This is a genomic window from Arthrobacter sp. PvP023 (assembly GCF_017832975.1).
Classification (GTDB): domain Bacteria; phylum Actinomycetota; class Actinomycetes; order Actinomycetales; family Micrococcaceae; genus Arthrobacter.
The window spans coordinates 3010545-3030544 of record NZ_JAFIBI010000001.1; the positions used below are offsets into that span (position 1 = coordinate 3010545).

Genomic DNA, 20000 nt, shown 5'->3' on the forward strand with positions numbered 1-20000 from the left:
GTGGCGCCCGCTCCACGACGAAAGAACCAAAAATGAAGGAGAGAACATGTCATTCAGCAAGAACTTGACCCTCAACAACGGCGTCGAGATGCCTGCCCTGGGCTTCGGAGTCTTCCAGACGCCGCCCGCTGAGACCGCCGAGGCAGTCAGCACAGCACTGTCCACCGGATACCGTCTCATCGACACGGCCGCCGCCTACGGAAATGAACGCGGCGTCGGTGACGCGATCCGGGCAGCAGGACTTTCCCGTGACGATGTCTTCATCGAATCAAAGGTATGGATCAGCGACTACGGCTACGACGAGACCCTGCACGCCTTCGATAAAAGCGCCCGTAAACTCGGCGTCGAGGTCATCGATCTGTTCCTCCTGCACCAGGCGCTGCCCGGCGAGTTCGACAAGACGGTTGCCGCTTACCGGGCGCTCGAGAAGCTGCTCGCCGATGGCAAAGTCCGTTCCATCGGCGTGAGCAACTTCATGCGTCCGCACCTGGAGACGCTGCTCGCTGAAACGTCCGTGGTTCCCGCGGTCAACCAGATTGAGGTGCACCCCTACTTTGCCCAAGCCGAGCTGCAGGCATTCGGGGCAGAGCATGGAATCCTCACCCAGGCATGGTCCCCCATCGGCGGAATCACCTCCTACCGCGGTGACGGCTCGACAAGCACTTTCGAAGACCCGGACATTCTTGCGATCGCTGAAGCCCACGGAAAGACCGCCGCACAGGTCATGCTGCGCTGGCATCTCCAGGAAGGCCGGGCTGCCATCCCCAAGTCGGTGAAGCCGGCCCGCATCGCCGAAAACTTTGACGTGTTCGACTTCGAGCTCACCGCCGAGCAGCTCGTCCGGATCGACGCGCTCGACACCGGGGTACGGGGCGGACCCGAACCCGAAGCCATCACCCTGGAGTCCTTCGGGCGGGACATCCCCGAAGAATGACCGACGCGACGCCTCTCACTGTTCTAGTCGTCGGATCCACCGGCAGCATCGGAATTCCGACAGTTCGCGAAGCACTATCCCAAGGCTTCCAGGTGCGGGCACTCATTCGCGACGCCGGGCGGGCGGTGCAGCTGCCTTCCGGCGCCGCTCCGGTCGTCGGGGACCTTACCCGGGTGGAAACCCTGGCCGGTGCCGTCGACGGCGTGGATGCGGTGGTTTTCACGCACGGCTCCCACGGCGGCCGCGGCCAGGCCGAATCCGTCGACTACGGTGCCGTGCGGAACACGCTTTTCGCCCTCAACGGACGTCGGGCCCGGCTCGCGCTTATGACCGCCGTGGGAACGACCGACCGGGCGACCGAGGGCCACGACTGGAAGCGACGGGCAGAGCGACTGGTCCGAGCCTCAGGGAACCCCTACACAATCGTCCGCCCCGACTGGTTCGACTACAACACCCCCGAGGAACGGCACATTGTCATGCGGCAAGGCGACACGCAGAGCACAGCGTCACCCGCAGACGGCGTGATCGCGCGTGACCAGATAGCCCGCGTGCTCATCGACAGCCTCCACAGCGATGCAGCCAATCACAAAACCCTGGAACTCGTTGCCGGGAAAGGCACGGCACAGGACGACCTCACCGCCACCTTTGCCGCGCTCCTCAGCGATGACGGACCGGACGGCGCCCTGGACAAGGACAACATGCCCCTCTCCCGGGAACCTGAACGCGTGTGCGACGACCTCGACGAGATCCGCAGGTGACACCCGACAGCCATCAGCCCGACGGAAGGGAATCGGTGAACAAGCTACTCGTGCCATCATCGGCACTTCTGTGGGGCCTGCAGCTGGCCTTCCTCAGTCCCGCCCTCGCACTGATCCTTGTCAACCTCTATGGGGCCAGCACCGCTGAGGTGGGCTGGGTACTCGGCGTCTACAACGGCAGCGGCTTCATCGCATCGCTGTTACTGCCCGCCTATGCCGACAAGAAAAGCGACTATCTGGGCCCGATGCTGGTTTGTGGAGCGCTGACGCTGCTGCTGGCCGTAGTTCTGGGTTTCGCAACCACGCTGCCGGCCGCCACGCTCGCCCTGATGCTGATCGGGGGTCCGGCGGGCGTGGGCAGCTCAATGCTGTTCGCCCACCTCCGCCATTCAGGTGCAGGCCCTTCCACTGTCATCAACACCCGGGCGATAGTATCGGTGGCCTGGGTGGCAGGCCCACCGGCGGCAACCTTCATCATGGGCTGGTTCGGCAACCGCGCCATGCTGCTGGCCATCGCCGCAGTCGCCGTCATCAACATCGCCACCACCGCGTTGATGATCAAGGCCCGCAACGCCGCGCATGCAGGCGCTGCGGCAGGGAGCCGTCAGGTTCCGGCGGCCCCGACCCCGGAGGAGGAGCCGCCCGTCGGCCTTCTCCGTGTTGGGCTCATCGTGGCCGCTTTCATCCTGCTGCAAGCCACCAACGCCACAGCCATGACAATCATGACCATCTACGTGACGGAGACTCTCAGGTTGGACATGATGTGGGCGGGCATCGCCCTCGGCGTTGCCGCCGCCCTCGAGGTGCCCGCCCTGCTGCTCGTCGGCCGGCTCACCAGCCGCTTTTACCAGCTCGGCCTGCTCGCCACCAGCTGCATAGCGGGAATCTGCTACTACGTTGGCCTGAGCGTAACCACCGGCCCCCTGATGCTGCTTGTCCTGCAGCTGCTGAACGCCTGGTCCTTCGCAGGAATCGCCGGCGTCGGGCTGCCGCTGTTCCAACACATGATTCCCCGGCCGGGCCTGTCCACCGGCCTGTACATGAACACCCGCAGAATCGGCGCCATCGTGTCCGGGCCCATCATCGCGGCAGGCTCCCTCACCGCGCTCGGCCAACGCGGCATCTTCCTCACCAGCGCAGCCCTCACCCTCCTTGGCCTTGCCATCATCGTCATCGACAACCGAACAAACCAAGCCGCGGCCGACCGTTCAGCTCTCCCCATTGAGGCAAGCTGAAGCCGGTTGCGAGCAATAGGCGGATCCTTAAACCCGCCTGCTCCTCCCAGCAAGTAAAGACGGTAGATGCTTGTGGAAGCTGGCCACGCTGACACCGGCTCGCTTAGCCCCGGGCGGAGCAACCGAAACGGCACTATGCAGTGTGCCTACGGCGGGCTCCTATTAGGGCGGTGACGGCTGCTTCGGCCATGGCCGTTGCGGGTTGTTCCACGCTCGTCAACGGCGGCCAGCTGTACTCAGCTTCTGCGGATCCATCAAAGGAGGCCAGCGCCATGTCCGAAGGTACAGACAGGCCGGCTTCCCGCAGGGCCCTAAGGATGCCGATGCCCTGCATGTCTGAACTGGCGAAAATTGCTGTCGGTTTGTGGGCGGAGGACAGTAGTCGTTGGCCTGCCATGTAGCCGCCGTCCCTTGTGAAAGAGCTGCGCACGACGGGACCTTCAGGCGGGCCTCCCTCAGCCAACGCCTGCAGCCAACCCTGTTCGCGTCCGTCCAGGAAGTTTCCGGTGCGGGTGCCCATAGTTCCCCGTGAGGACACCGTTATGGTGGACAGCACGGACCGGCTCACCTGTGTTGACGCCAACCGAAAATAGGGCCACGAACGCCAACTGAAAATGGGGCCACCGACCATTATGGAAGGTGATCAATTTGGATGATTGGGCGGAGATACGCCACCTGTTTTCGACAGGCAAGCACTCGAAGCGGGAGATCGGCAGGATCGTGGGGGTTTCCCGCGGAACGGTGGATCGGGCGCTGGAATCGGACCGGGCGCCGAAGTATCAGCGGGCGGCCGGAGGGTCGAGTTTTGATGCGTTTGCTCCCAGGGTGCGGGAGCTGTTGGTAAAGACGCCGACGATGCCGGCCGCGACGCTGGCGGAGCGGGTGGGCTGGTCCGGTTCCGCGTCGTTGTTCCGGGCGAAGGTCGCCGTGATCCGGCCCGAATACGCAGCCCCTGACCCGGCGGACCGGCTGGTCCACGAGCCGGGGTTCCAAGTCCAATGTGATCTGTGGTTCCCGCACGAGCCGCTGCCGGTTGGGGCGGGCCAGAGTGACACGCCGCCGGTGCTGGTGATGACGTCGGCGTTCTCTGGTTTCATCCAGGCGCGGATGCTGCCGTCGCGGACGACGCCGGACCTTCTGGGCGGAATGTGGACTCTGCTGCAGGACGCGCAGGCGGTCCCGTCCAGGCTGTTGTGGGACAACGAATCCGGCATCGGCAGGCGCAAACCAACGGAGCCGGTGGCCGCATTCGCCGGCTCCCTAGGGCTGGAGATTAAGCTGCTTCCGCCGCGGGATCCGGAGTCCAAGGGCATGGTCGAACGGATGAACAGGTTCTTCCGGCAACGCTTCATGCCGGGCCGGGACTTCCACTCACCAGCGGACTTCAACGGCCAGCTCGAAGACTGGCTGCCCAAAGCCAACCACCGCTATTCGCGGTCCCGCCACGGCCGCCCCGACGAACTGATCATCCTGGACCGGGAGAGGATGCGGGAACTGCCGCCGGTGAGCCCGGAGGCGGTCTTCCGCAACACGGTGCGGCTCCCGCGGGATTACTACGTGCGGGTCTTCTCCAACGACTATTCCGTGGACCCATCATTCATCGGGCGAATCGTGGATGTCATCGCTGACCTGGACACCATCTGGGTCACCCACGAGGGTGTCATCATCGCCACCCACGTCCGGGCATGGGCACGGCACCTGGTGGTGACCGATCCCGCCCACGTGGCCCGCGCGGCGGTGATGCGCCGGGACTTTCGGTCCCAACGGGTCCGCCGCCCCGAACCAATAGAGTCCGTGGAGGTGCGGGATCTGGCTGCCTACGACGAGATCTTCGGCATCGACCTCGGCCCGCAGCCGGACCTGGTCCTGGAGGCGGCCTCATGACCGGGACACCGTCACAGATCGAGTACTACGCCCGGGCCCTGCGCGCACCACGGATCAGCGATGGGTTCCGTCGGCTCGGGGACCAAGCCAGGGATGCGGGCTGGTCCCATGAGGAGTACCTGGCCGCGGTCCTCTCCCGTGAAGTCTCCGAACGCAAAGCCTCCGGAGCTGCCACCAGGATCAAAGCCGCGAGGTTCCCGGCACACAAGGACCTCGAGGAATTCAACTTCGACCACCAGCCCTCCGCGGACAGGAGCCTCATCGCGCACCTGGGCACCGGGGTGTTCCTCTCCGAGGCCAAAAACTTGGTCCTCCTCGGGCCACCCGGCACCGGCAAAACCCACCTCGCGGTGGGCATCGGCATCAAGGCAGCCAAGGCCGGGCACCGGGTCCTCTTCGATTCCGCAACCGGCTGGGTCGCCCGGCTGCAGGAAGCCCACTCACGCGGAAAACTCACCCAGGAACTGGCCAAACTCCGCCGCTACAGCCTCCTGGTGGTCGACGAAGTAGGATACATCCCGTTCGATCAGGACGCCGCGAACCTGTTCTTCCAGCTCGTCTCCAGCCGCTACGAACACGCCTCGATGATCCTGACGTCGAACCTCCCGTTCGCCCGCTGGGGTGACGTCTTCGGAGACCTGACCATCGCCTCGGCCATGATCGACCGGATCGTCCACCACGCCGACGTCATCAGCCTCAAAGGCAACAGCTACCGGCTCAAGAAACACCAACCCGACGTCAGTACGGCACAATAGAACCACAACCCCGTGGCCCCGTTTTCAATTGGCACTAATGGCCCTATTTTCGGTTGGCGTTAACAACCTGGCTGGAACCTTGATGACTTGCGTGCTCTTGTCCAAGGCGGGGCTCGAAAGGGCGTGCGGATGGGGGACTTTACTGGACGACTCCCTTCGGCCAACCTCATGCTTTCTGTCATGGGGGCCTTCGCTCAGTATTCGAACGCTCCCTCATCAAAAGACCGACAGCGGGAAAGCGCAGAGCCTACAAGGGGCATAAAAGACCTTCACGCCGGACCGGGCATTCTAAGTGGTCCAGCGCGCCGGAAGCGCGCCAAGTACATCTGCGCTCTTACCTAATCCAGTGGCTCCGCACACCAGCACCGCCGCATTTTGGTCAATCGCGACTAGGACTATCAGTCCTCGGAACTCTCGCGCTCAGCGCGCGTCCACACGGATGCGGCAAGCGGCTGTTGACGCTCTTCTAAGAGGTGTCCTACTAGGCCAATTGACCGGGCCATCACACCTAGCCCCCGGGCCACATCCCACGGCAGTCCCAGCACTGCGGCGATGGCGCCTATGGCTCCTGTTACGTTCACAGGCAGGATCCGGCCGCGACTTTCGGAGGAGAGCCTTGACAGTTCCTCCATCAGCCGAAGCGGGGTATCGTCGAATCCCTGTTCGCGCGTGATCGCAAAGAGCTTCTGTGCACGTGGGTCAACAGGCTTGTGGACAGGATGCCCAAGTCCCGGGATTGGATTGCCTTCACGGGTGAAGTCCTCCGCAATCCTTGCCGCCAAGGATTTTATGCCGCTTTCGTCGAGAGTTCCGGTCACCGGAAGATATGTCTGGCAGATTCGGGCGGCTCCTTCGATGGTTCCGACGAAGGTGTTTCCGAGGCCCAGGAGTCCTGCTGCGACGGCCCCCTGCAAAGACTCGGGAGCCCCCAAGGCAGTGAGCCTAGCGGTAAGGGCACTCGGCGTTAAACCGTGTTCTACGAGCGCGACGACGATGGCGTTGAAAACGACGGATTCAGATTTATCGGGGAGCCGACGGAACAGCTCAAGGTAGGCGAAGTCGCCCAAAGATACGGTTCCGAGCATGTCGATGAGGTCCAGTCCGTGCACGTGGACAGTGGACGGGGTGGCACGAGCTATGTCCGAGCGGATTGGGGTGCCGCCGCGGGTGTGAGTGGCCATCAGCGTGCTTCCTTCTGTCGTGCGGGGGCCGGGTTTTCCGCGAGCAGTTGCGCTGCTTCCAACCGCAGCTGGTCGCGACGGATTTTGTCACCGTTGGCGCTGGGCGTTGACGGGTACGAGCGCACTATAACGATGCGTTTTGGGATCTTGAAGCTTGCCATCCGCTCGGCACAGTGCGCCAATATACGGTCGGGGGTTACCTCGGCCCCCTCTTCGGCGATCACGAAGGCGACGCCCAGGTCGTCGCCTGAGCGCGGGTCCCGTACTCCGACGACCTGTGCTTGGCGTACGCTGTTCAGTTCTTCGATTGTTGTTTCAACGTCGGCAGGCGAGACGGAGTATCCTCCGAGGCGCAGGGTGTCGTTGGCCCGGGCCAGATAGCAGAAGGTGCGATCGTCGATTAGGCGGGCGCTGTCGCCGGTGCGGAACCAGCCATCGGGTGTGCGACTTGCCGCTGTAGCGGCATCGTTGCGCAGGTAGCTTGGGAAGACTGTCGGGCCGGAGAACTGGAGTTCGCCTACCGAGCCAAGCGGAAGAACGAGACCCGTTTCAGGGTCTGTGACGCGGACACGGGTCTCAGGCACAGTGACCCGGCCGCCAGGCATTGCGCGGGCGGCCGCACTGGCTCCCGGCTCGCTGATTCCCGCGAACGCAAAAACTTCGCTGGATCCGTAAACGTTCATCGCCGTAATGCCGCGCTCTGCGGCGCCTCGGATGACGTCCTCGATATCGAGTCCGGCTGTGACCACTCGGGTAAGCGCCCCCAGCTCCGTCGGCCCGGCAGCCTCAAGAAGCTCCCGAACCGACCCTTCTGCTGCGACGAGCAGGTCGGAAGGGTGTGATGCCAGTGCCGCCAGAACACGTTCCCGCTTGAAGATTGGCAACAGGACTGCAGGTTGGCCGGCCATTAGCCCTGCGAGGAAGGGTACGAATCCGAAGGTTCCCGACAGCGACAGGACAACCATCTGCCGTGAAGCGGGGCTGAGGCGTAACCTCTCGGCGACTGCATCCACATGGGTCACTACTGTCTGGTGCGTGTGGATGGCCAATTTGGGTGCAGAGGTTGTCCCGGAGGTGCCGAACACGATGAGCGGGTCTGCCGGTTCCGCAGTCACCGGGGGGACTGGCGCGTCGTTGACGGAGAGGTCGCCGCCCTGATGGCGCTGCCAACGACTGGGCGCCTGGTCGGGGTCGCCGCTAACGACGATGACGTGTTCCACGGGAACGGCTTGCTCGCCGTCAAGCGCTGCTACTTCCGTAAGCCGGGGTGCAAAGTCCACGCCCTCGAACTCTGTAGCGGTCACCAAAACCCGTGCGTCGCTGAGTCGAAGGAGGTGTCCGATTTCCTGCGCGCGGTAACGGGTATTAAGGGGAACGAGCAGTGCGCCAAGATGGGATGCGGCAAGGAACAGATCCACCCATTGCTGGCAGTTAGGCAGCAGGGTGGCCACGCTGTCGCCGCGCCTAATTCCCAGCGACGCAAGGAACGCGGCGGTCCGTGCCACCCGTCCGGCCAACTCGTCATAGGTGGTGCACAATCCGCCGCCTACGTCGCTGAGGTCGATAACCGCAGGGGCTCCAGGGTGCAGTTCGGCGAGTGAGGAAAGACGCTCATGGAGCGTAAGGGTGCTTTGAGTATGCAGTGACATCATCGTTTCTTCTACTCTGTGGGACGGCCCTTCCGGGCGGTGAATTTAACTTTGCTTTGTCTCGTAGGCCGGGTCGACTCGAATGTCTCCGGCAACAGTTTCGGGGGAGGACCAGGAGCTGGCGTCCTGAACCATGGCCAGAGCCAGAAGGGCGTACCGCTCTGCCACTTCATCCCCCGTCAACGTGCCCTCCGAGCGGTACCACTGTGCGACCCCGGCGGACATGGTCAGGATCGCCCGCGTTGCTTCCCGGGGAAAGGGCGTGAGGAACACACCTGACTCGCGTCCCCTTGAGATGATGCCCTGCAGCATCTCATCGATACGATCACGTGCGACGACGAGGCGCTTGCGGTGGTCGACGTCCAGATAGCGCAGCTCTGTCTGGGCAACCAGTGCTTCGGCAGGATGAGTGACCACATACTCGACGTAGGCGCGCACCCCCGCCTTCAACTGGTCCGAGGGATTGCCGCCAGCACCGGCGACCGCCCACTCGGTATGTGCCAAGTGGTTGTAGTTCGCCGTCTTCAGGATCTGGACCAGGAGGTCCTGTTTTGAAGGCGCGTAGTTGTACAGGTTGGAAAGCGCCATTCCGGCGCGCTGCGCAATTGTTCGCATAGAGGCGCCGCTGAAACCAAATTCCGCGAAGGAACTGATGGCGGCTTCGAAGAGGGACTCTCGGGCTGGCGACAAGCGCTGAAGTGAACGGTCGTTCATAGGAATAGAGATTGACACGACTACTGGATGCTGTCAATAGGAAGCCTTGGGCTGACCTAAAAATGCACTTATGAGGCGGGCGAGGACTCGTAGCCGTTACGCAACAGGGACCATTGACACGGCTGACCCTTGTCGGCTAGCGTTCTTTCACATGAACAGGCGTTCATGTGATGGGCAACACTTTTTCTAAGTGCAGAGTTGCCTTGAGGCCTCGATCCCCTCCCTCCCCTTACCCTGAAGGACCTACCCGTGACGTTCCAAACCCCGGTGAGTGCTCCCGCCGCAAATGGCATGACCACATCGCTGTATCTCGAGGATTTCTTCCCAGGTCAGCAGTTTGTAAGCGAGTCCTTTGTCGTTGAAAATGACGACCTGATCCGCTTCGCAGAAGTGTCGGGAGACCGGCATCCGATACACGTTCCCGGCGCCGTTGCCGGCGCCGACCTGATGGGACATGGCCCGTTCGGCATAGCCCGTTACTTCGGCGCCGTATTCGCCTCCGGCATCCTCGCTGAAACACTCATCGCCGGCCTCGACTCCCACTGGTATTACCGGCAACCGCTCCGAGTGGGCGCTCAGCTCCACTACGAGACGACGGTGACGGGCTGGCGCAGAAGTTCGGATCCATCGCGCGGCGTTCTGCACCGGTCGATAAGACTGCTGGACGCAGACGGACTCGTCGTGCAGGAGGGCACCACCGCCGTGCTGGTAAGAGCGGCAAGTGCCTCCCCCACGCAGGATGATCCTTCGTGGGCTCTGCCGTTGGGACTGCCGTGGGCGGCAGCAGTCGTCGCCGAGCTCGAGGATTCCTCGGCTTTCCACGATGCGACGCAGCTCTTCGACGGCACGATTGGCTTGGCAAGCGAAGCCGCAGAGGTCCAGCTGCGGATCTACAAGGGGCAGGTCATCGACGTTGCCAAGCGCACGCCTCGCGGTCCCACGTTCACCCTCAAAGGAGACGCGCGCGCCTGGTGTGACCTCCTGAGTAGTGATCGGAATGATTTTATCGCCCGCGCTCATCAGGGCCAGTTCGATGTAAGTGGCGACGCTTACACCTATCTCCAGCTGACCAAGGCCTTGCATCTCATAGTTGAAGCAGGCCGCGCCGTGACCCAAAAGGGAGTTCAGTAATGACCCGAAACCCGCCCAGCTCCGCGCACTATCTAGATATCGATGACCGTCCCGGATTTGTCGCCACATTTGGGGAGGGCCGTCCGATCGTATGCATCCACACTGCCGGACAATCCGGCCTCCAGTGGCGTGACGCCATCGCAGGCCTCGTCGCTGGGGGGTATCAGGTCATCGTCCCGGATCTTCCGGGCCATGGACATTCGGAAGAGCCCGTTACCGGTCCGGTCACCGATCTCGGATACTACGGCGACTGGATCATTCGGCTAATAGAAATCCTTGACCTTGACGAACCCTATGTAGTGGGCTGCTCGATCGGCGGAAAAATTGCGCTCGACGTCGCCGTGAAGAAGTCCGCCAAGCTCGCTGGAGTGATCGCCATGGCAGCCGACGCACAAAACAACGGGCAAAATGAACGATCGCTTCGCCGAAACCTCGAAGATGCGGTCTCGCCCTCACGCACCGACCGCACCTTCTACGGCACCCTCGCCGCCTGCGGCTCCGGCGTCGAGGAAGCACGCCGGCAAAGGATCGCCGCGCGGCACCGCCGTGAGGATCCACAGGTCGCCCTCTCCGATCTGATTGGCTGGGCCAGGCATGACGTCTCGTCAGGGCTATCAGCGATTGTCTGCCCAGTGCATCTGGTAGTGGGTGGGGATGACTTTTGGCTCGACCCTGAAGGCGTGGAACGGACCGCGGCGGGAATCCAGGGAGCGCGGTACACCCTGCTTCCTGGCATCGGTCATTATCCAATGGAAGAGCTTCCCGACATCGCAGAGCGGCTGTCCGAATGGCTACTGGATCTCTCCATCAACGGGAACTTCCGCATCACTTCAGATGCTGCCCGAACACCGGACACTGCGCTCTGACTTCCTATCCCCTCTTCAATCTGCCCAATAACCGGAGGTTCAACGATGAACACCAATGCAAACATCCATGAGGATCTGCCACCGGCGGAACTCTCCCGCGCACGACGGGCCGTTCGCGGTGCCTCGATCGGCTTCGCCATCGACTGCTATGACATCTACCTACCTGTGATCGCGCTGGCACCAGCCATCGTCTATTTCATCCCAAAAAACCTGGACGTCGGGTCGATGGCCCTCATCAATGGACTGGTCTTCGCCGCGACCCTACTCGGGCGGCCCCTCGGCGCCGTCATTTTCGGCAACGTGGCAGACCGCCTCGGGCGCAAGAAAGCCACAGTATGGGCCATGTTCGGCTCCGCAGTGGGAACAGCGTTGCTCGTGGCATTGCCGGGCTTCCAGACCGTGGGATTCGCGGCAATCGTGCTGCTCATCCTCATGAGGTTCCTCACCGGCATCTTCCTTGGCGGTCAATACACCGGGGCCGTACCGCTTGCCATGGAATCGGCACCCCGGCATAAACGCGGCCTCTACGGAGGGCTCATCAGCATGGGCTTCCCTCTCGCCTTCTGCGTAGTTTCCGCCATCACGGCAGCCGTGATTTCCGCGACAGTGCTCCCGGACGGCTCTAACCCCGCCTACATTGAGTGGGGCTGGCGTATTCCGGTCGCGATCGGAGCCATCGTGACCTTCGCCTTCACCCTGTACTACATGAAGTCAGTCGACGAGTCGCCAGCCTTCGCGGCGGTAGCGGCTACCCGGAATACGGCCAACGCCAACAACACACGCCCGGGTCCTTTGCGACAGCTGTTCACTGGTCAAAACGCACGGAACCTGCGACAGGTGTTCATCCTCATGACGGGCGTATGGATTCTGTCGAACGCGACCAGCGCTTCGTTTCCTGGCACTTTCCGGGGTCTTGAAGGAATGACGCCGGGCCGGGCGACCATGATCATCGTCTTCTATCAGATCGCCCTGATCGTGCTCTACCCGCTCGCGGGCGCCCTGAGCCAGAAAATAGGCCGCCGCCGGTTCCTGGCCATCAACGGTCTCACCGGTGCCACCATCGCGCCGATTACGTATGGACTTCTCGTCAGTAACGTCGTGACGACAGACTTTGGCTACACCGCACTGGCAATCGTCCTTGTCGCAACCTCGATCTGTGCCTTCGGCTGCACCGGCTCGTACCTCTCCGAACGGTTCCCGTCGGCCATCCGCTCAACGGGTTACGGCGTGGCCTACAGCGTCGCAGTGATCCTCCCGGCTTTCTATGCCTTCTACGAGTCGGGTCTGGCCTCGATCATCCCCTCCCCTTACGGAACGATCGTGCTCTACGTGCTTGGCGGAGCGCTCCTGCTCATTGGAGCACTTATGGGCCCCGAAACCCGAGGCGCCAATCTGCGTCTTCCGGCTAATCAGACCAACGATGATAGCGCCCGCCCCGTCGCCGTCACCGAGGAGATCCGATGATCACGGCTCAGGACGTGTCCCCTGGCCTCGTTACCGATCGTCAGTTCATCGGTGGCCAATGGGTAGAGTCCGCCGGCGGAGTCATGGAGTCGATCGACCCGGCAACTGAAGAAACCTGGGCGCAGGTCCCGGACGGAACCGCGGCCGACGTGGACCTCGCCGTGGCAGCAGCACGTGATGCCCTCTCCGGGCCATGGAAGCGGATGACTGCCACCGACAGGGGGGAGCGCATTCACCGGTTGGGAGACCTGCTGGACGAACACGCTTCACGGCTGGGCGAACTGGAGACCCGCGATAACGGCAAAGTCTGGAAGGAGACGACCAGCGAGGTGCTCCGCGCGGCGAAGTGGTTGCGCTACTACGCCGGAGCCGCTGACAAGATCGAGGGCTCGGTCGTACCGTTCAAGACCGACGCCCACGCATTCACCCGATATGAGCCCGTCGGCGTCGTCGGTGCGATTACCCCGTGGAATTCTCCGATCAGCCTCTACAGCTGGAAGCTCGGCCCTGCCCTGGCTACCGGAAATACCGTCGTGCTCAAACCTGCCGAAACAACAACCGTTTCTGCGTTCGCCTTCGCCGAGCTCATCCGTGAGGCCGGTATCCCTGACGGGGTGGTCAATGTCGTTTCGGGCAGAGGATCTGTCGTTGGTTCGGCGCTCTCCGGGCACCCGGGGGTGGACAAGGTGACCTTCACAGGGTCCTATCCCACCGCCCAAAACATCATGAGGGCGGCGGCAAACGGCCTGAAACGCGTCTCCTTCGAGTGCGGAGGCAAGAGTCCGCACATCATCTTCCCCGACGCTGACCTTGAACGCGCCGCCATCGTCGCAACCCACAGTGCCTTCCGCTCAACAGGCCAGTCGTGCTCGCTCGGATCACGACTGTTGGTCCACGAAGCAATCTACGAGGACTTTCTGGCAGAGATCGTCGGCCGCGCTTCACGGATCCGGGTCGGCATGCCGCTTGAGTCCGGAACGCATATCGGGCCGCACAGCTCAGCAGAGCAACTTGAAAAGACGCTGGACTACATCCGTATCGGCAAGGAGGACGGCGGTACCGTGGCGGCCGGAGGGGGGCGCGCCGCTGGCTTCGACCGCGGATACTTCGTTCAACCGACAGTCTTCACCGGCCTTGACAACGAGTCACGGCTGGCCCGTGAAGAGGTTTTCGGGCCAGTACTGACCGTGTTGCCGTTCCGGACCGAGGACGAAGCGCTACAGCTTGCCAATGACACCAGTTACGGCCTAGTGGCCGGGCTGTGGACCCGGGACGTGAACCGAGCTCATCGGTTCTCGGCCGAACTGCAGGCCGGTCTCGTTTCAGTCAACACTTTCCGCCCCACCCACTGGACGCTGCCTTACGGCGGCTACAAGCAAAGTGGTCTTGGCCGGGAAAACGGCCAGGCAGTTCTTCGCGAGTACCTCGAGGTCAAGAGCGTCGTGATCGACTACTCCTCAGCTCCGACTGAAGACCCCTTTGACAACTGAACCCCAAAACTCTGCAGGAGACCGCGTCATGACCACCCAAACGAACGCCTTCCCCGTAGGCAGGCGCTCCGACCCAGGAACCACCACCGCCGCCGTCTTCCGGGACGTCGCGACGGGCCTGACAATCGAACAGGTCACCCTCGAACCAATGCTTGCCTCGGAAGTGACGCTCCGGGTCGCTGCCTGCGGTGCCTGCCAAAGTGACGTCCACAAACTCCGAGGACATGGTCTCGTTCCGACGCCAAACGTCTTCGGACACGAAATATCCGGCGTCGTGACTGCCGTCGGCAATGATGTCCACACCATTGCGGTCGGTGACCGCGTAATCTGCTCCTTCCTCGTCCCATGCGGTGATTGCACGGCCTGCCTCAGCGGAGCCGAGGACGAATGCGGACCTTTCCGAAGCCACATGCAAAACGCCGGCGTAAGATTCGATGGCAGTCCCCGGATGCGCACACTTGAAGGCCGGCCGCTGCTAACCTCCGGTGTAGGTGGTCTGGCGCACGAAATCACCCTGCCCGCAACCGCGGTATTCCCTCTACCCGCCGACTGGCCTGCATCCATCCCCCTCAGGGACGCAGCCGTACTCGGCTGCGCAGGACTCACCGCATACGGCGCGGTCCACGAGGCAGCCCAGCTGCAGCCCGGCGAGTCGGTCCTCGTGCTGGGCGGAGGAGGCGTCGGTCTATGCACCGCCGCCCTTGCCCGCCATGCAGGAGCCCGTCACGTCGTCGGTACCGACATGAAAGAAGAATCCCGAGAAGCCCTGGTGACCTTTGGGGCATCTGCAGCGATCACCGCCAATGCACCGGACTTCACCCATCAGATAGAATCCGCTTTCGCCGGCGGCCGGCCTGACGTCGTCTTCGACACCATCGGCGTTCCAGAAACCCTTCGCCAAGCGCTCTCACACGTCGCTGTCGGCGGCCGCGTTGTAGTGACGGGGCTCGGCGGCACCAACGGGCCTGCCACAATCGATGACCTAACGATTTTCGTCCGCCGCAAGATTTCCCTCATCGGCTCCTACGCCGCGGTTCCCTCCCGTGACATGCCCAGGCTGTTGGCTGACGTCGCCGCCGGGGCATTCAATCCATCCAAGCTCGTATCGGCCCGCTACGCGTTCGACCAGGCCGCGGACGCCTACGCCGATGTCGCTGCAGGCCGAATCACCGGCCGCGCACTGATCCTCGGAACCTGAACCAGGCTTCCTCCCTTTTGAACCAAGCCGCCGGACGCAAAGCCTTCCGTTTTCCAAAACAACCCCAGCCCCGTATCAAGGAGTCCCCATGTCCCCGCAGCCCTCGACCCAGAGGCCAAATCCTGACCACAACACCGACAATCCTGACGTCATTGTCGTTGGCGGCGGCAACGCCGCCTTCACCGCCGCGCACGCCGCCGCCGTGCGCGGACGCAAGGTGCTGCTCCTGGAAAAAGCCCCACCAGAGCAGTCCGGCGGCAACAGCTACTACACCGCCGGCGCGACCCGCATCGCACACAACGGACTACCGGACCTGCAAGACTTCATTGAGATTGACGAACGCCACCCAGTCACCGAAGTCCCTCCATACACCAGCGAGGACTACACCGCAGACCTGGAGAAAGTCACCGAGGGACGCAACGATCCGGACCTCACCCAGGTCCTCGTCACCGAAGCCGCGCCAGCCCTGCGCTGGCTGCACTCACTCGGCCTGAAATACCGGCTAATGTACGAACGCCAGGCCTACAAAAGGCCGGACGGAACCTTCCTCTTCTGGGGCGGCCTGCACGTCGGAAACGTCGGTGGCGGCGAAGGTCTGATGGCCGACCACGTCAAGGTGGCGGCGAACCTCGGTACCGAAGTCCGCTACGGGCAAGAAGTTTTTGACCTGATCGTCGAGGGCAACGCGGTCAGCGGAGTAAAAGTCAGACAGGTCGATGGAAGCGTCCACGAGCTGCGCGCCGAATCCGTAATCCTCGCAGCAGGCGGCTTCGAATCCAACCCCCAATGGCGCCAAGAGCACCTGGGCCCCGGGTGGGAGAACGCCAAAGTACGAGGCACGCCGTTCAACACCGGTGAAATGATCGCAGCAGCTCTCGGGGCTGGAGCCGCCAAGGGCGGAGACTGGGGCACCTGTCACTCCGTACAGTGGGACGCCTTCACCGAAAACAACGAGTCCAACCGTGAACTGACCAACCGGCTCACGCGGCAAAGCTACCCGCTGGGCATCATCGTGAACAACAAGGGTGAACGCTTCCTCGACGAGGGCGAAGACTTCCGCAACTACACCTACGCCAAGTACGGCAAGGTGATCCTGCAGCAGCCCGATTCCGTGGCATACCAAATCTTCGACAGCACGCTTCGTCCCATGCTGCGCAGCGAGGAATACGAGATGCCGGGCATCTCCGTAAAAACCGCCGAAACCATCGAAGACCTGGCAGCCGAAATCGGGATTAATCCGGAAAGCCTGACCAAAACCGTCGCCGACTACAACAACTCCATCGACACCACCATCGAATTCGATCCCAACGTCAAAGACGGGCGAAAAGCCGATACCACCCCGGTCAAGAGCAACTGGGCTTCCCCCCTGACCACGGCCCCCTACTACGCCTACGGCGTCACCTGCGGCATCACCTTCACCTTCGGCGGACTGAAGTCAGACACTTACGGACGTGTCTTAAATGGCAACGGCGAACACATCCAGGGCCTGTACGTTTGCGGCGAAATGCTTGGGGGCTTGTTCTCAGCCAACTACCCCGGCGGCTCGGGCCTTGCTGCCGGGGTCGTGTTTGGACGGCGCGCGGGCAATCTGGCCTGACACCATTCCGACCGGCCGGGCGCACATTCCACAGCGCCCGGCCGGAAGGAGTCGTGATGCCAGAGATGGCTCTGCCAGCTTTTTCTCGTTCCAGTCGCTGAAAGCAATAGAGGTCAGGTGCTTGAGGTTTAGTGTCCCGAGAAGTTCCTGCCTTATTGTCTCGTGACACACACGCGGTTACAGGACCGGAAGAAGAGTCCGGATCCCCCTTCACTTTGTCGATTGATCGTGCGCCGGTCACGAATACGCCATGAGAGTGCCTGCGAACAGGAACGTCCTACGAAACCGACGGTCCGGGCCGCGAAGTCATGTCGCCTGAAGCAGAGAACTTCATGAAGTGATGTCGGCAGAACCAGGAGGAAGGGATCAAAATGCGGGTCGACGAGCCGCCCGTCGACAAAATGTGGACAGTGTCCACGCCACCTTTGGCCGGACAAACTCGCAATGAGCGGACCCTGCTTGGCTCGGAGAAGACAGCTATCCGGTGAAGATCCTCGAAGAGAATTCGTCTTCGTCATGTCGTCACCACAATTCTTGGCAATGAATGAGTGAGGGCCAACAACTGGCCACCGGAAAACAGCAAAAGGACGACTCATAACCCGAGATACCAGGAGGCGGAAGGCCCACCAGCCAGGGCTCTGATCCCGCTACCCACACAACCGAGTAGGCCACCGCGGGCGCCAGGCCCAGACCGCAGCCAGCGTCAGAGGAACCCGCGGAGGGGCAATGTCCACACATTAAAGCAAAAACCCCTCTGTCGAGGGGTTATGCGTGCCCGAGGTGGGACTCGAACCGGGTTCCAGCCCCTGCAAACACTGGAATCCCGCCCACACATACGGAATCCGACCCAGTCCGGCACCAGTACGACCCGATCCGAAGCCCAGGGTGTGCACATTGTGCACACCCCCTTTTGCTGCCTTGCGGCAGCAGCACCGAAGCAGGTAAGGACACCCCCGCTGTCGCCCGGCTACCTGCATTTCCCCCTTCAAGACCTCGGGTCCGCAGAGACTGATTTCGCACCCTTTAACATCTTCGCCTGCTTCAAGAATCGTAATCACGGCCATCTACCTCCTCTCCCTCATCTCATGGCGGAACCGGCAGCAACCGACATGACACCCCCCCTCCCCACCTGCCGCCCCCGCGTTGGCAGGGCGGCATTTCTTTGTCGTGGGCTCACTTTGCCAAATGACGGAAGATCCATTATCGGCGCTTGAGTGGCCGGTCGGCCTGGTGAGGAACCGGCTTGGTGAGGAACCGGTTTGTCGTCCGCGCCGGCGCGTCAACAAAACCGAACGCAGAGCTGTGGAGCGCTCCAATTTGTCTGCTAGAATTGCCATGTTTGTTCTAACAAACTGACATGCTCACGAAAGGTACCGGCTCCACATGACCGGAATCGAAATAGCAGTGGACCGGTCCTCACGCGTGCCGATTTATCACCAGGTGGTGCAGGGACTCCAGTCGCTGATCGAGACGGGGAAGCTCGAACCGGGCACGATGCTGGACAACGAGATCGAAATTGCGTCGAGACTTGACATTTCGAGGCCAACGGTGCGGCAGGCTATGAACGAGTTGGTGCGCGCCGGACTGCTGGTACGTAAACGCGGAGTTGGGACTCAGGTTGTATCCAGCAAGGTGAGACGTGACCTGGACCTATCGAGTCTGTATGACGATCTGGCACGGGAAGGCCAAGTGCCGAGCAGTCAAGTTCTGTCCTTTGAGCGTTGTCAAGCCCCGCAATGGGTCGCAACTGGCCTGAAGCTGCCGGACGGCGCGAAGGTTTTTCACTTTACCCGCCTGCGGCTGGTCCGCAGCAGGCCACTGGCGCTCATGGAGAACTGGGTTCGTGACGACATTACTGAAATCAGCGCCGAGGAGCTCAGTGACGTTGGCCTTTACCAGCTGCTTCGCGCAAAAGGCGTTAAGTTCCGCCGGGCAAGTCAACGCATTGGTGCCGCCGTCGCCGAAGCGAGCCAGAGTTCTCTGTTGCAGGTCGCCACATGGTCACCGCTGGTGACGATGGAACGCACAGCCATGGACGATATCGGCCGCAACATTGAAGTCGGGAGACATCACTACCGCGCCGACTCATACACGTTCGAGATGACGTTGGTCCAGCACTAGCCGCAGGACCGTGAGGACTGAGAGGAAACCAGATGACGCAGTGGGTACACCCGAGCGGAACAGCCGCCCAAGGAGAATGGTCAATATCTTTGGGAGGCAATGACAGCGCGCTCAGCATAGACGGCTGGCGCTATACCGGGTTGAAGGTCGCGCACCTGACTCCTGGCGAGGAAGTGTCGCTTGACCCCGCAGATGAAGAACGGATCGTAATCCCGCTCGCCGGTCCGTTCGCTGTGACAGTGGATGACGTGACATATGCCCTACGCGGCCGTGATTCCGTCTTTTCCGGGGCCGACCGACGTCCTTTACTCCGGTGTTGGACGCCCCGTGCGAATTTCCTCCGACAAAGGCGGCCGCGTAGCGGTTGCTCTCGCACCTGCAGAGTAGAATATCCGACCAGGCTCATCCTCGCCGAGGAGACACCAGTGGAGCTGCGGGGATCGGGAAACTGCTCCCGTCAAGTCCACAATTTCGGTACTCCTGCCGCACTGGAAGCAGACCGCTTTATCGTCTGCGAAGTCCTCACCCCCGCCGGCAACTGGTCTTCGTATCCCCCGCATAAGCACGATGTGGAAAAGGACGGGGAAACCTCGCTAGAGGAGATCTACTACTTCGAAACACGTGCCTCTGCCGAACTCCACTCCGACGGTGCTGGAGTACCGGGCGGGGTTGACCCGGTCGGCTACGCCCGTGTCTATGCATCAGACGAACGGCACATCGACGTGCAAGCCGAGGTCCGGACCGGGGACGTGGTTCTGGTCCCCTACGGCTGGCACGGCCCAGCTATGGCCGCACCGGGATACGACCTGTATTACCTGAACGTCATGGCTGGCCCTGGCCGAGTCAGGGAGTGGCTTATCAGCGACGACCCGCACCACGGCTGGGTGCGGAACACTTGGGATGCCCAAGAGATAGATCCCCGCGGACCCTTCGTTGCCTAATGGCTGCAGCGGCTGTGCCACGGGAGGGCCTGTTCGGGCTGGGCAACACATCGGGCCTATCGAGTGCGCTTCCAGATGCATC

General features: G+C 62.2%; 16 protein-coding genes and 2 pseudogenes. 14 read left to right on the forward strand and 4 right to left on the reverse strand.

The features are described from left to right. The first annotated feature begins 46 nt into the window (after positions 1-46). From JOE31_RS13840 to JOE31_RS13850, 3 genes are read left to right on the forward strand one after another with little or no spacing between them, the layout of a single operon-like run. The gene (locus JOE31_RS13840; protein ID WP_245199190.1) at positions 47-934 is read left to right on the forward strand and encodes an aldo/keto reductase; all 888 of its coding nucleotides are present in this window, start codon (positions 47-49) and stop codon (positions 932-934) included. Next, on the forward strand, positions 931-1692 hold the full coding sequence (locus JOE31_RS13845) for an SDR family oxidoreductase (RefSeq protein ID WP_209745565.1): 762 nt from the start codon (positions 931-933) through the stop codon (positions 1690-1692). Before JOE31_RS13840 ends, JOE31_RS13845 begins: the two co-directional genes overlap by 4 nt. A gap of 50 nt (positions 1693-1742) precedes the next feature. Beyond that, positions 1743-2927 carry an MFS transporter gene (locus tag JOE31_RS13850; protein WP_307864421.1) on the forward strand — a complete coding sequence of 395 codons (1185 nt, stop codon included), beginning with the start codon at positions 1743-1745 and terminating at the stop codon, positions 2925-2927. A gap of 133 nt (positions 2928-3060) precedes the next feature. Here JOE31_RS13850 and JOE31_RS13855 read toward each other — a convergent pair. Next, positions 3061-3447 (reverse strand): annotated as a pseudogene (locus tag JOE31_RS13855) (substrate-binding domain-containing protein); the annotation flags it as partial. Between the two features lie 119 nt (positions 3448-3566). Here JOE31_RS13855 and istA point away from each other — a divergent pair. From istA to JOE31_RS21850, 3 genes and pseudogenes are all read left to right on the forward strand, one after another. Further along, positions 3567-4811, forward strand: coding sequence for an IS21 family transposase (gene istA / locus JOE31_RS13860; protein ID WP_209745574.1), 1245 nt, complete (start codon positions 3567-3569; stop codon positions 4809-4811). After that, positions 4808-5566, forward strand: a complete 759-nt coding sequence (istB, locus tag JOE31_RS13865) for an IS21-like element helper ATPase IstB (RefSeq protein WP_209745578.1) — start codon at positions 4808-4810, stop codon at positions 5564-5566. The genes istA and istB overlap by 4 nt, the downstream gene beginning before the upstream one ends. A 75-nt stretch (positions 5567-5641) precedes the next feature. Beyond that, positions 5642-5832, forward strand: a pseudogene (locus tag JOE31_RS21850) (recombinase family protein); the annotation flags it as partial. Between the two features lie 132 nt (positions 5833-5964). Here JOE31_RS21850 and JOE31_RS13870 read toward each other — a convergent pair. The 3 genes from JOE31_RS13870 to JOE31_RS13880 are packed head-to-tail and all read right to left on the reverse strand — an operon-like array spanning position 5965 to position 9110. After that, complete coding sequence (locus JOE31_RS13870; RefSeq protein WP_209745580.1) at positions 5965-6747, reverse strand: citryl-CoA lyase; 783 nt, start codon at positions 6745-6747, stop codon at positions 5965-5967. Beyond that, on the reverse strand, positions 6747-8396 hold the full coding sequence (locus JOE31_RS13875; protein ID WP_209745582.1) for an AMP-binding protein: 1650 nt from the start codon (positions 8394-8396) through the stop codon (positions 6747-6749). Before JOE31_RS13875 ends, JOE31_RS13870 begins: the two co-directional genes overlap by 1 nt. A 45-nt stretch (positions 8397-8441) precedes the next feature. After that, positions 8442-9110: a TetR family transcriptional regulator gene (locus JOE31_RS13880; RefSeq protein ID WP_280872878.1), complete on the reverse strand. Its 669-nt coding sequence runs from the start codon at positions 9108-9110 to the stop codon at positions 8442-8444. Between the two features lie 249 nt (positions 9111-9359). Between JOE31_RS13880 and JOE31_RS13885 the strand changes: the two genes are divergently transcribed. The 8 genes from JOE31_RS13885 (at position 9360) to iolB (ending at position 19918) form a co-directional block, all read left to right on the forward strand. After that, on the forward strand, positions 9360-10241 hold the full coding sequence (locus JOE31_RS13885) for a hypothetical protein (protein WP_209745586.1): 882 nt from the start codon (positions 9360-9362) through the stop codon (positions 10239-10241). Next, positions 10241-11107 (forward strand): alpha/beta fold hydrolase, encoded by an 867-nt coding sequence (locus JOE31_RS13890; protein ID WP_209745588.1) that lies wholly within the window; start codon positions 10241-10243, stop codon positions 11105-11107. Before JOE31_RS13885 ends, JOE31_RS13890 begins: the two co-directional genes overlap by 1 nt. 45 nt (positions 11108-11152) lie before the next feature. Next, positions 11153-12571, forward strand: a complete 1419-nt coding sequence (locus JOE31_RS13895) for an MFS transporter (RefSeq protein WP_209745592.1) — start codon at positions 11153-11155, stop codon at positions 12569-12571. Beyond that, the gene (locus tag JOE31_RS13900; RefSeq protein WP_209745595.1) at positions 12568-14061 is read left to right on the forward strand and encodes an aldehyde dehydrogenase; all 1494 of its coding nucleotides are present in this window, start codon (positions 12568-12570) and stop codon (positions 14059-14061) included. The genes JOE31_RS13895 and JOE31_RS13900 overlap by 4 nt, the downstream gene beginning before the upstream one ends. Before the next feature lie 28 nt (positions 14062-14089). Then, entirely contained in the window at positions 14090-15259 is a 1170-nt protein-coding gene (locus tag JOE31_RS13905) for a zinc-binding dehydrogenase (protein ID WP_209745598.1), read from the forward strand. 88 nt (positions 15260-15347) lie between these two features. Beyond that, on the forward strand, positions 15348-16856 hold the full coding sequence (tcuA, locus tag JOE31_RS13910) for an FAD-dependent tricarballylate dehydrogenase TcuA (protein ID WP_209745601.1): 1509 nt from the start codon (positions 15348-15350) through the stop codon (positions 16854-16856). A gap of 1383 nt (positions 16857-18239) precedes the next feature. Further along, on the forward strand, positions 18240-18977 hold the full coding sequence (locus JOE31_RS13915) for a GntR family transcriptional regulator (protein WP_209745604.1): 738 nt from the start codon (positions 18240-18242) through the stop codon (positions 18975-18977). Between the two features lie 32 nt (positions 18978-19009). Beyond that, positions 19010-19918, forward strand: a complete 909-nt coding sequence (iolB, locus tag JOE31_RS13920) for a 5-deoxy-glucuronate isomerase (protein ID WP_209745606.1) — start codon at positions 19010-19012, stop codon at positions 19916-19918. Positions 19919-20000: the final 82 nt, after the last annotated feature.